This is a genomic window from Hymenobacter agri (genome assembly GCF_054778495.1).
Window position 1 is genome coordinate 1 of sequence record NZ_BAAGZM010000079.1, and the last position, 11,629, is coordinate 11,629.

At 61.8% G+C, this 11,629-nt stretch carries 11 protein-coding genes and 2 pseudogenes; 9 read left to right on the top strand and 4 right to left on the bottom strand.

Features of this window, described 5'->3' with window-relative positions:
- From ACYVDE_RS06585 to ACYVDE_RS06610, 6 genes and pseudogenes are all read left to right on the top strand, one after another.
- A pseudogene (locus tag ACYVDE_RS06585) lies at positions 1 to 310 on the top strand (penicillin-binding protein 1C); the annotation flags it as partial.
- A gap of 147 nt (positions 311 to 457) precedes the next feature.
- Positions 458 to 1,777: a glycoside hydrolase family 1 protein gene (locus ACYVDE_RS06590; RefSeq protein WP_460500687.1), complete on the top strand. Its 1,320-nt coding sequence runs from the start codon at positions 458 to 460 to the stop codon at positions 1,775 to 1,777.
- Between the two features lie 136 nt (positions 1,778 to 1,913).
- Positions 1,914 to 2,657: an SDR family NAD(P)-dependent oxidoreductase gene (locus ACYVDE_RS06595; RefSeq protein WP_460500688.1), complete on the top strand. Its 744-nt coding sequence runs from the start codon at positions 1,914 to 1,916 to the stop codon at positions 2,655 to 2,657.
- A gap of 66 nt (positions 2,658 to 2,723) precedes the next feature.
- Complete coding sequence (locus ACYVDE_RS06600) at positions 2,724 to 3,497, top strand: DUF4197 domain-containing protein (RefSeq protein ID WP_460500689.1); 774 nt, start codon at positions 2,724 to 2,726, stop codon at positions 3,495 to 3,497.
- A 189-nt stretch (positions 3,498 to 3,686) separates the two neighbouring features.
- Positions 3,687 to 4,157 (top strand): MaoC family dehydratase, encoded by a 471-nt coding sequence (locus ACYVDE_RS06605; RefSeq protein WP_460500690.1) that lies wholly within the window; start codon positions 3,687 to 3,689, stop codon positions 4,155 to 4,157.
- A gap of 107 nt (positions 4,158 to 4,264) precedes the next feature.
- Positions 4,265 to 6,307 (top strand): S9 family peptidase, encoded by a 2,043-nt coding sequence (locus ACYVDE_RS06610; RefSeq protein ID WP_460500691.1) that lies wholly within the window; start codon positions 4,265 to 4,267, stop codon positions 6,305 to 6,307.
- Positions 6,308 to 6,462: 155 nt separating this feature from the next.
- Here ACYVDE_RS06610 and ACYVDE_RS06615 read toward each other — a convergent pair whose 3' ends face one another.
- From ACYVDE_RS06615 to ACYVDE_RS06625, 3 genes are all read right to left on the bottom strand, one after another.
- Positions 6,463 to 6,855, bottom strand: a complete 393-nt coding sequence (locus tag ACYVDE_RS06615; RefSeq protein WP_460500692.1) for a DUF779 domain-containing protein — start codon at positions 6,853 to 6,855, stop codon at positions 6,463 to 6,465.
- A 34-nt stretch (positions 6,856 to 6,889) separates the two neighbouring features.
- Positions 6,890 to 7,168, bottom strand: coding sequence for a hypothetical protein (locus ACYVDE_RS06620; RefSeq protein ID WP_460500693.1), 279 nt, complete (start codon positions 7,166 to 7,168; stop codon positions 6,890 to 6,892).
- Positions 7,169 to 7,445: 277 nt separating this feature from the next.
- Positions 7,446 to 8,975, bottom strand: coding sequence for an aldehyde dehydrogenase family protein (locus tag ACYVDE_RS06625; RefSeq protein ID WP_460500694.1), 1,530 nt, complete (start codon positions 8,973 to 8,975; stop codon positions 7,446 to 7,448).
- Between the two features lie 163 nt (positions 8,976 to 9,138).
- Here ACYVDE_RS06625 and ACYVDE_RS06630 point away from each other — a divergent pair, with 163 nt between their 5' ends.
- The 3 genes and pseudogenes from ACYVDE_RS06630 to ACYVDE_RS06640 all read left to right on the top strand — a co-directional run bounded on the left by ACYVDE_RS06630 (position 9,139) and on the right by ACYVDE_RS06640 (position 11,187).
- Positions 9,139 to 10,068 (top strand): helix-turn-helix transcriptional regulator, encoded by a 930-nt coding sequence (locus ACYVDE_RS06630; protein ID WP_460500695.1) that lies wholly within the window; start codon positions 9,139 to 9,141, stop codon positions 10,066 to 10,068.
- A 128-nt stretch (positions 10,069 to 10,196) separates the two neighbouring features.
- Positions 10,197 to 10,280, top strand: a pseudogene (locus tag ACYVDE_RS06635) (hypothetical protein); the annotation flags it as partial.
- 211 nt (positions 10,281 to 10,491) lie between these two features.
- Entirely contained in the window at positions 10,492 to 11,187 is a 696-nt protein-coding gene (locus ACYVDE_RS06640) for a hypothetical protein (protein WP_460500696.1), read from the top strand.
- Between the two features lie 112 nt (positions 11,188 to 11,299).
- Here the strand turns inward: ACYVDE_RS06640 and ACYVDE_RS06645 are convergent.
- Positions 11,300 to 11,629, bottom strand: a 330-nt coding sequence (locus ACYVDE_RS06645; protein WP_460500697.1) for a GreA/GreB family elongation factor, incomplete at its 5' end; no start/stop codon positions are given.

Below are 11,629 nucleotides of genomic sequence, written 5' to 3' on the forward strand. Positions count from 1 at the left end.
GCCGCACAACCCTGCCTGCCGGCTCGTGCGCGATACCGACGGCGGCGCGGGCGCAGCCCTGGCCATTACCTCCCCGCTCGACCACGCCGAGTATGTGCTCGACCGCCACGACAAGCAGCAGATGCTGCTGAGCTGCGCGGCGGGAAGCGAGGTGCGCCAGGTGTATTGGTACGTGAACGACCGGTTTCTGCGCGCCGCCTCGGCTACTGAGCGGGTGTTTTTCCGGCCGCCGAGCGGCGCGGTGAAAATTTCGTGCGCCGACGACCACGGGCGCAACGTCAACATTCAGCTGCAGGTGCAGGACTTGTAGGCCGCACGGCGACGCCAGCAGCCACCCAAAGCGAAATCGGGCAGGGCGGCGGCGCTAAGCTGAACGTAACGTGAACGCGCCGAAACGAGTAAGCGAGCGGACAGGCCGGGCCGTTGCCCCGGCCGTCTTCCTCCTTTTTCCGCGCTCATGGGTCCTCAGTTCCTTTTCGCCACTGGCATCGAAAACAGCAACCCCACCATTCAGAACGGCGCGCACCGTGTGGATGAGCTGGAGAAATGCAACCACTACAAGCTCTGGCAGAAGGATTTTGATTTGGTAGATGAGCTGGGCATTAAGTTTCTGCGCTACGGGCCGCCCATTCATACCACGTTTCTGGGGCCGGGCAAGTATGACTGGAGCTTTGCCGACGTCACGTTTCAGGACCTGCTGCGGCGCAACATCGCGCCCATCGTCGACCTCTGCCACTTCGGCGTGCCCGACTGGATTGGCAATTTCCAGAACCCCGATTTTCCGGCGCTGTTTGCGCAGTACGCCAAGGCGTTTGCGCAGCGGTTTCCGTGGGTGCAGCTCTACACGCCGGTGAACGAGATGTACATCTGCGCGCAGTTTTCGGCACGCTACGGCTGGTGGAACGAGCAGCTGAGCTCCGACCGCGCCTTCGTCAATGCCCTCAAATACATTGTGAAGGCCAACGTGCTGGCCATGCAGGCCATTCTGGAGGTGAGGCCCGACGCTATTTTCATTCAGAGCGAGTCGTCGGAGTATTTCCACGCCGAAAACCCGGCCGCCATCGGCCCGGCCGAAACCATGAACGCCGAGCGGTTTCTGTCGCTCGACCTCAACTACGGCCGTCGCGTGAACTCGACCATGTACGAGTTTTTGCTCGACAATGGCATGACCCGCGACGAGTACCACTTCTTCCTGAGCACCAAGATGAAGCGGCACTGCATCATGGGCAACGACTACTACTACACCAACGAGCACCGCGTGCGCGCCGACGGCAGCACCACGGCCTCGGGCGAAGTATTTGGCTATCACGTCATCACGAGCCAGTATCACAATCGCTACCAGCTGCCCGTGATGCACACCGAAACCAACATCTGGCAGGGCCCCAACGGCGACGAAGCCGTGAACTGGCTCTGGAAGGAATGGGCCAACGTGCTGCGCGTACGCAACGACGGCGTGCCTATGGTTGGCTTCACCTGGTATTCCCTCACCGACCAGGTGGACTGGGACTCCGCCCTGCGCGAAAACAACGGCCGCCTGAACCCCGTGGGTCTCTACGACCTCGACCGCAACATCCGCCCCGTGGGCCAAGCCTACAAGCAGCTCATCGCCGACTGGAGCCAGGTGCTGCCCGCGCAAAGCGTGTGCCTGCAAGTGCCCATCGTGATGCCCCAGGAAAGCAACGAAGAGTGGGCTCGCGAACAAAAAGCCGACGTGAAAGCCGCCAGCGCCGATAAATCGACCGACCAGGCCAATTCAACGACGGTGGATGCGGCTTAATCCTACGTTGTCATCCTGAGCGCAGCGAAGGACCTTATTACGCTGACACGAAGCACTAGCGTGATAAATAAGGTCTTTCGCTGCGCTCAGGATGACAAACATTTCCTTTTCCCTCCTCCCCCTCCTCCCTTCCCTCATGTCTCCTCGCTTCCAGGATAAAGTCGTACTCATCACCGGCGGGGCCAGCGGCATTGGCCTGGCCGCCGCCAAACGCTTCGCCGCCGAAGGTGCCCGCGTGGTGCTCGCCGATTACAACCAGGCCAACCTCGATGCCGCCGTGCCTGAAGTGAAGGCCGCCGGCGCGCCCGACGTGCTGGCCAGCCTCTGCAACGTGTCGATGGAAGCGCAGGTGGAAGCGACCGTGGCGGCCACACTGGCCAAGTTCGGCCGCCTCGATGTAGTGGTAAATAATGCCGGCCTGATGCAGTTCAAAGCGCTGGAAGAGTTGAACGGCGACGACTGGCTGCGCATTCTGAACGTGGATTTGCTGGGCGCTTTCTACTTCACCAAGCAGGCGTTTCTGCACATGAAGCCGGGTGGCAGCATCGTGAACGTAGCCAGCGTGCACGCCGTCGAAACCAGCCCGTTGGTAGCGCCCTACGCGGCGGCCAAGGCCGCTATGCTCTCGCTCACCCGCTCCTCGTCGCTCGAAGGCAAGCCCAAGGGCATCCGTACCAACGTCATTCTGCCCGGCGCGATTGATACGCCCATGCTCTGGGACAATCCCAATGTGAAATCCGGCGTCGAAGTCATCGATAAGGCCGACGTGGGCAAGCCCGAAGATGTGGCCGCCATCATCGCTTACCTGGCTTCCGACGACGCCGCCTTTGTGCAGGGCGCGGAATTGCGTATCGACGGCGGCCGACTCGACCGGCTGTAAGCCGTCGCGGCACCAATCCGGCACGGCACTTGTAATACGGCCGACAACTCCCCACTCGCCCGCGCCATGAAAAAACTTGCCTTCGCCGCCCTGCTGCTCGCCACCACCTTTTCGGCCTCGGCTCAGATTCGCCTGCCCAACCTGGGCGGCATCAAGCTGCCCGGCGGCATTACCCTGCCCGGCGGCAACTCGGGTAGCACTGGCACCGGCAGCACCACCCGCGTGGGCAACCTCAGCAACTCCGAAGCCGCCAGCGGCCTCAAGGAGGCGCTACTGCTGGGCATCGGTAAAGGAGCCGACCAGGCTTCGCAGCCCGATGGCTTCTACCTCAACCGCCTCATCCGCATCCCCTTCCCACCCGATGCCCAGCGCGTGGCCACCACGTTGCGCAGCATCGGCCTGGGCAGCCAGGTCGATAAGTTTGAGCTGAGTTTGAACCGCGGGGCCGAGGATGCGGCCCGCAGCGCCAAACCCATTTTCATCTCGGCCATCAAAAGCCTCACCTTCACAGATGTGTGGAATATTCTGACTGGCCAGCAAGATGCTGCTACACAGTTCCTCAAGCGCACCACCTCCACGCAGCTCGTCACGGCCTTCGCGCCCATCATGCAGAAGAGCCTCGACCAGGTGGGCGCCACCCGCTACTATACCCAGCTGGCGACGACTTACAACCAGATTCCGCTGGTGCAGAAAGTGCAGCCCGACCTGAACCAGTATGCCACCGGCAAAGCCGTGGATGGCCTCTTCACGCTCATTGCACAGGAAGAAGCCAACATCCGCGAAAACCCGGTGGCCCGCACTACCGAGCTGCTGCGCCGCGTGTTTGGCGGCCGGAGCTAGGCGGCAACACGCGACACCCTGAACGTCGTGCTGAGCTGGTCGAAGCATCTCTACCGCGCAACTAACTAGTTTTAGTATTGCGGTGGAGATGCTTCGACCAGCTCAGCATGACGTTCTTTTTTTGACCAAACCAAGCTGAAAAACGGCGTATGTTTGCGGCCCTTTACCCGCAATCACACGCCGTTTTTTATGCCCATTATTACTATCCGCAGCCTTGCCGAACTCGAAGCCCACGCCGGCCAGGAGCTGGGCGTATCGGCGCCGCACACCATCACGCAGGAGCAGATTAACCAGTTTGCCGCCGCCACCCTCGATTTTCAGTGGATTCATACCGACCCCGAGCGCGCGGCGGCCGAGTCGCCGTTCAAGGCAACCATTGCCCACGGCTACCTCACGGTTTCGCTGCTGCCCTACCTCTGGGAGCAGATTGTGGCCATCGAAAACCTGAAAATGCAGGTGAACTATGAAATCGAAAGCCTGCGCTTCAACCAGGCCGTGACGGTGGATAGCCAGGTGCGACTGCGCGCCAGCCTCCTTTCGGTGGCCAACCTGCGCGGCATTGCCAAGGCCCGCGTGGGCGTGACGCTGGAAATTGATGGCCAGAAAAAGCCTGCCTACACGGGCGTGGTCACTTTTTTGTATCATTTCTTGGAAGCGTAGCACCGTACCAGGCCCGCAGCTTAGCTTCAGATGCCCGGACCGCACTTGCGGCCCGGGCATTTTTGTTTACTTTGGCGGCATCTATTCACTCCTTTTTCTGCTTACTGATGAGACACTTGCTTCTTGGCCTCGGCTTGCTGCTGAGCCTGGCCACCCCCCAAACCAGCCTGGCGCAAGCCGCGAAAGCCAGCGCCCAACCGCCGATTATCGACCGCGAATTGCTGTTTGGCGACCCCGAGATTTCGGGCGCTCAGCTCTCGCCCGATGGCAAGTTCCTATCCTTCATCAAGCCCTTTAATGGCACCCGCAACATCTGGGTGAAGGGCCTGAACGAGCCTTTCGATAAGGCCCGGCCCATGACCAACGACCAGGCCCGCCCGGTGCGCAGCTACTTCTGGAGCCGCGACGGCAAGTACCTGCTCTACAGCCAAGACAAGGGCGGCGACGAGAACTTCAACATCTACGCCGTGAACCCGGCCGAGGCGCCCGCCGCCGGCCAGCCCGTGCCCGCGGCCCGCGACCTAACGGGCCTGAAGGGCGTACGCGTGCAGATTTTCAACGCGCCCCTCTCCGACCCCAACACGCTCTACATCGGCCTGAACGACCGCGACAAAGCCTGGCACGACCTGTACAAGCTGAACCTGACCACCGGCGAGAAAACCCTGGTGCGCCAAAACAACGACCGCATCGGCGACTGGACCTTCGACTGGAACGACCAGTTGCGCCTGGCCGCCCGCTCGAACCCCGACGGCAGCACCGAGTGGCTGCGCGTGGACGGCGAGAAGATGACGCCCTTCTACAAAACGAGCATCGACGAGCAGAGCGCCGTGGAAGGCTTCGCCAAAGACAACCAGCATGTGTACCTGGCCACCAATAAAGGCACGCGCAACTTGGCCGAAATCGTGCTGCTCGACCCCGCCACCGGCCAGGAGCAGCCCTACCAGGCCGACCCGCTGAAGCGCGTGGACGTAGGCAGCCTCGTGCTCTCGGAGAAAACGCACCAGCCGGTGTTTGTGAGCTTCGAGGACGACCGCATGCGCCGCGTGTGGAAGGACAAGGCCATGGAGCAGGACTTTGCCACCGTGAGCCGGCAGCTGCCGGGGCTGGACATTTACCCCGCTTCGCACACCACCGACGAGCGGCTGTGGCTGCTCGGGGCCAGCTCAGCCACCCAGCCCACCGTAGCTTACCTCTTCGACCGGCAGACCAAGCAGCTCACCAAGCAGTACGAAACGCGGCCCAAGCTACACGCCGCCGACCTGGCCGACATGAAAGTGGTGCGTTATAAGTCGTCGGATGGCCTGGAGATTCCGGCGTACCTGACGCTGCCCAAGGGCGTAGCGGCCAAGAACCTGCCCGTGATTATTCTGCCGCACGGTGGGCCGTGGGCGCGCGACAGCTACGGCTTCAACGCCATGCACCAGTTTCTGGCCAACCGCGGCTATGCGGTGCTGTCGCCCAACTTCCGGGCCAGCACCGGCTACGGCAAGCAGTTTCTGGAAGCCGGCAACGGCGAGTGGGGCCGCAAAATGCAGGACGACCTGACCTGGGGCGTAAAATACCTTGTGGGCCAGGGCATTGCCGACCCCAAGCGCGTGGGCATCATGGGCGGCTCGTACGGCGGCTATGCCACGCTGGCCGGGGTGGCTTTCACGCCCGACGTGTACAACGCCGCCGTGGCCATCGTGGCCCCGTCGAACCTGACCACCCTGCTCAACGCCATTCCGCCCTACTGGGAGGCCGGCCGCAAGCAGATGTACGCCCGCATGGCCGACCCCGGCACGCCCGAAGGCCGGGCAGCCCTCGACCGCATGTCGCCGCTGGGCTCGGCCAACAAAATCAAAACCCCGCTGATGATAGTGCAGGGTGCCAACGACCCGCGCGTGAACAAAGCCGAAGCCGACCAGATTGTGGTGGCCTTGCGCGACCGCAACTACCCCGTGCAGTACCTGCTGGCCCCCGATGAAGGCCACGGCTTCGCCCGCCCCGTGAACAACATGGCCATGTTCGCGGCCTCCGAGAAGTTCCTGGCCAGCCAGCTGCACGGCCGCTACCAAGAAAGCATGCCGCCCGCCGTGGCCCAGCGCCTCAAGGAAATCACCGTCGACCCCAAAACGGTACAGCTCGTGACGCACACGAACGTGAAGTAGCAGTGCGTTGATTCTGACGCAAAAAGGGCCCTGCCAACAACGGCAGGGCCCTTTTTATTGGCGTAGAGATGCAATATTTTGCGTCTCGTCATTGAACGATGACGCCCGAACGAACTCCACATGGCGCGGCCGATGAGACGCAAAATATTGCGTCTCTACACCTGCTCCGGCACTTCGTCGCCGGCGTACACCGGGGCCATGTCCTTTTCCTCGTCCTCGGTGAATAGCCGCGAGCGGATGAGAAACCGCACGCCGAGTGGGATTTCCAGCGAGAAGCTGGCGCCTCGGCCTTTCACCACATCTACCGTGAGCTGAGTGTGCTTCCAGTATTCGAACTGGCTGGCACTCATGAAGAAATCGCAGCCGTGAATGCGGCCCAGCCACACGTCGTTTCCCCCCACCCGAAATTCGCCCTTGGCAAAGCACATCGGCGAGGAGCCGTCGCAGCATCCGCCGCTCTGGTGGAACATGAGCGGGCCGTGCTCGTCGCGGAGCAGGTCAATGGTGGCTTCGGCGGCTTGGGTGGCGAGGACGCGGGGCGTGGACATTGGTTCTTCGGATGCTGTGATGGGAAGCCACGGGCTAGCGCCGCCGCTGGAAGGTGTACACGATACCGGTCTGCTCTTCGCGCACCAATACCTGCTTGTCGGGCGCAATGGAGTTTGAGCCGGGGCGGCTCAGCCACTGGTAAGCCAGTTGGCGCTCGGCATCCCAATGGAAATGCCGGTTACCGCTGCTGGCAATGCTTCTTTGGGCGGCATTGGGCATGCGGTCAGGTCTGGGAGCTTCGTCGAAAGGCGTCGCATCGGGCAGCTTTTCCGATTTTTCGGCTTTCCAGTCCGGGTTTTTAGCCCCCGGCACGGGCAGTAGCTGGGCTCGGGCAACCGATGCGCCGCTACTTAACACAACGAGCAAAAGCAGTCTTTTCATATGGGTAGCGCAATGATTTCCAGTAAGACGCATCCGCTGGCAAAAGGATGCTTGCCGGGCTGAATCAGAGCATCATGCCGGGCGCAGTCGAAGCATCTTTACCGCAGCAGAAACTCATTCGTTTGGCTTAGCTACGCGATAGAGATGCTTCGACTGCGCTCAGCATGACGCTCTTTTTTTACGGCAAGCCAAAGCTTACCGCAGGACGCTAGAAGAAGCCCAGCGGCTTCTGGCTATAGCTGATGAGCATGTTCTTGTTCTGGCGGTAGTGGGCCAGCATCATCTTGTGGTTTTCGCGGCCGAAGCCGGAGGCTTTGTAGCCGCCGAAGGGCGCGCCGGCCGGGTAGTCGTGGTAGCAGTTCACCCACACGCGGCCGGCCTCGATGGCGCGGGGCACCGTGTAGAGCTCATGGGCGTCGCGCGTCCACACGCCGGCGCCGAGGCCGTAGAGCGTGTCGTTGGCAATTTCGATGGCTTCTTCCACGGTTTTGAAGGTTGTCACCGACACCACCGGGCCGAAGATTTCCTCCTGGAAGATGCGCATCTTGTTGTGGCCCCGGAACATGGTGGGCTGGATGTAATAGCCCTCGGCCAGCGCGCCGTCTTCCTGCGAGTAAGCCTCGCCGCCAATCAGCACCTCGGCACCCTCGGCTTTGCCGATTTCGAGGTAGCTCAGGATTTTCTCGAACTGGTCGTTCGAGGCCTGCGCGCCCATCATCGTGGTCATGTCGAGCGGGTTGCCGAGCTTGATGGCCTTCACGCGCGCAATCACGCGGGCAATGAAGTCGTCGTAGATGTCTTCGTGTACCAGCATGCGCGAGGGGCAGGTGCAGATTTCGCCTTGGTTCAGGGCAAACATCACGGCCCCTTCGATGGCCTTGTCGAGGAAGTCGTCGTCGGCATCCATCACCGATTTGAAGAAGACGTTGGGCGACTTGCCGCCCAGCTCCATCGTCACCGGGATGAGGTTTTCGGCGGCGTACTGCATGATGAGGCGGCCGGTGGTCGTCTCGCCCGTGAAGCTGGCCTTGGCGATGCGCGGCGATGAGGCCAGCGGCTTGCCGGCTTCGAGCCCGAAGCCGTTCACCACGTTAATGACGCCGGCGGGCACCAGGTCCTGAATCAGCTCCATCAGTACCATGATGCTGGCGGGGGTTTGCTCGGCGGGCTTCATCACTACGGTGCAGCCGGCGGCCAAGGCGGGAGCCAGCTTCCAAGTGGCCATGAGGAGCGGGAAATTCCAGGGAATAATCTGGCCGATGACGCCCAGCGGCTCGTTGATGTTCATCGACACCGTGGTGCTGTTCAGCTCCGTTACGTTGCCTTCTTCGGCCCGAATTACGCTGGCGAAATAGCGGAAGTGGTCGATAACCAGCGGCATATCCGCGTAGGTGGTTTCGCGGATGGCCTTGCCGTTCTCCACGCACTCCACGGCGGCGAGGTGGGCCAGGTTTTCCTCAATGCGGTTGGCAATTTTATTGAGGATATTGCTGCGCTCGGTGGCCGAGGTCTTGCTCCAGGTGGCGAAGGCCTCGTGGGCGGCGTCGAGGGCCAGGTCGATGTCTTCCTTGGTGCTGCGGGCCACTTTGGTGAAGACTTTGCCGTCGATGGGCGACGGGTTGTCGAAGTACTGGCCTTTCACCGGGGCCACCCATTTACCGCCGATGAAGTTGTCGTAGTGGTTTTTGAATTTGGGGCGGGCCACCACGGTGGTGGTTTCTTCTAAGGTTTCAGCCATGGCTTTGAGGGATGGGAATTATGTGAACTAGAATGGTGTAAAGGTCCCGTTTCCAGCGGCCGACGGGTTGCGCTATTATCGCAAAGAGTGCTAAAATTGTCGCAACTTGCTGTATCATCTGCGTGTTGGGAGTGGGTACTCCCTCACCACAACTGCTTCTGCTATGTCCACCCGCGTTCATTTGCCCGCTGCCGTTGCCCCGCTTGCCCTCGAGCGCCTGCATTCGCTGGTCGAAAACCGGACGGTATACAACCTGGAAGGCTTCGAGCTGAACGTGTTTGAGACGCACCGGGCCGCCGCCCGCGTGCCCCTGCGCCTCGAAGGCCTGGCCCTGACCACCATGCTGCGCGGCAAGAAAGTGATGCACCTGCCCGGCCGCGAAGCCTTTGACTACCTGCCCGGCGAGTCGGTAGTAGTGGATAAAGATGAGTTGATGGAAATCGACTTTCCCGATGCCTGCCTGTGCCAACCCACGCAATGCCTGGCCGTCGCCATCGCACCCGACACCATTCGCCACACCGTGGATTTACTGAACGAGCGGTACCCCCGGGCCGAAGCGCACCAGCCCTGGGCCATCGAGGGTCCCGATTATGCCCACCTCACCAACACGCCCGAACTTACCGATACACTGGGCCGCCTGGTGGCCGTGTCGCGCGCTTCAGATATTAATAAAGACGTGCTGGCCGGCTTCACTTTGCAGGAGTTGCTGGTGCGCCTGATGCAAACGCAGGCGCGCCAGCTCATTTTCCACGACTACGCCCGGCACCTTACCACGCACCGCTTCGCCGCCGTGGTGGGCTACATCAAAGACCACCTGGCCGAAAACCTGACCATTGACAAGCTGAGCGCGCTGGCCTGCATGAGCAAAGCCACGTTCTTTCGGGTGTTCAAGCGCGAGTTCGGCCTTACGCCGGTCGAGTTCATCATTCGGGAGCGGCTGGGCGAGGCCAAGCGCCTGCTGCGCCACCCACTGGCCAGCGTGGCCGAGGTGGGCCTGCGCGTAGGGTTTAATAACCTGTCGTATTTCCAGGCGCTGTTCAAAAAGCACGAGGGCCTGACGCCGGGGGCGTACAAGCGGCAACTAGTGGCATAATACAACTGATAAGAACCATTCCTTTCCGGCTTGCGGTGGGCTTCTTTAGTCTTTGCGCGGCCCTGCTGCCTTACGGCTTCTACCACGACTACTGAAGCCCCGAGGCGCGACTCGGTTTTCGGAATCAGCAAAATATCAAACGAGTAAAGCTGGGCATGACGATGCCGGAAGTGGCCGCCATCATGGGCCCGCCTGTTTCAGTGAATAAGTAAGCGCCTTATGCTTGGCCGCCTAGCACACAGCATACTTACCAAATGCCGCCCGGCGCTTCCAAGCCTTGCGACGTGGAATTTGACCGCACGGGCCGGGTGGTTTACGTTAGTCGCGGGTCGGAGTAAAGAAGCCGGGTGACCGGGTCAGCTTTGGGCCATTCTACCTTTGTGGGGCAGCTCGCTCTCTCTTTCCCGGCTGCATCTTCCTTCCATGAAGCATTTCGCTGCTTGTTTTTTGCTGCTATCGGTGGTCATTCTGTTGGGCTGCGCCCGGCACACTTTCCAGGGGCAGGCACTGGCTCCGGCCGCGCTGGCTGCGCACCGCACGGTGGCCATTCTGCCTTTCGCCGTGGAGCTGGAGCGGCTGCGCGACGTAGCGAAGCATCCCGAAGTGTGGGCCGCCAACCCGGAAACCCCGGCCGACAAACCGCTGCAAGGGGCGCTGGCGGCCGAGCGCCGGCAAATGGGCTACCAGTTGCAAGCAGCGCTGCAAGCCGAGTTCATGCGTCAGCAGGCCGAGCGCCCCGGTACCAGCACCTTCCAGAACCCGGCCGACACCAACCAGCGCCTGACCCGCGCCGGCATCAGCTACGAAAGCCTGCCTACCCGCTCAATGGCCGAGTTGCGCGCCGCCCTCGGCGTCGATGCCGTACTCACGGGGCAAACCTACATGCGCCAGCTGCTGCCCGGCAGCGTGAGCATCGCCCTGTTCGTGCTCAGCGACAACACCAACCCCATGGCCGACAACGCGGTGCGCACCTATCTGGAAATATACGATACCCAGGATGGGCGGCTGGCGTGGCAGTTCGACCACGAGCTGCGCGGCAAACCCAGCGTCAGCCCGGTAGCGTTGGCCAAAGCGCTGGTGCACGATATGCGGGACGGGTTTCCCTACGCCAAGAAGTAGCGGAAACTGCTTGCCGAAACGTTACGGGTACGTAGCGCGAACGGCCAGTTCGCGTTTCTGCACCGCCCGAATGACAGCCAGGCGGCGCGAAAACGCGAACTGAAAGTTCGCGCTACGGTGCATACGCAATGCCCGCCACCTCCACCGTTTCCGGCTGCGGCCCCAGCTTCAGCGGCAGCTGCTGCCCGAGTTTCGCACCCAGCACGGCCCGCGCAATGGGCGCCACGAAAGCCACTTTACCCTGCGCGATATCGGCCTCATCGACGCCCACAATCGTGAATTTGCGCTCCAAACCGACTTTACCGCCTTGCACGGTGCGCAGCCGCACGGTGGCCCCAAAGCGCACTTCCTGCGTCGGCTGGCCGGCCGGCTCCACCACTTTGGCGCTGCCCAGGCGCTCGAGCAGCAGCGCGAGGCGGCCGTTGTGGAGCGAGAGACGGTG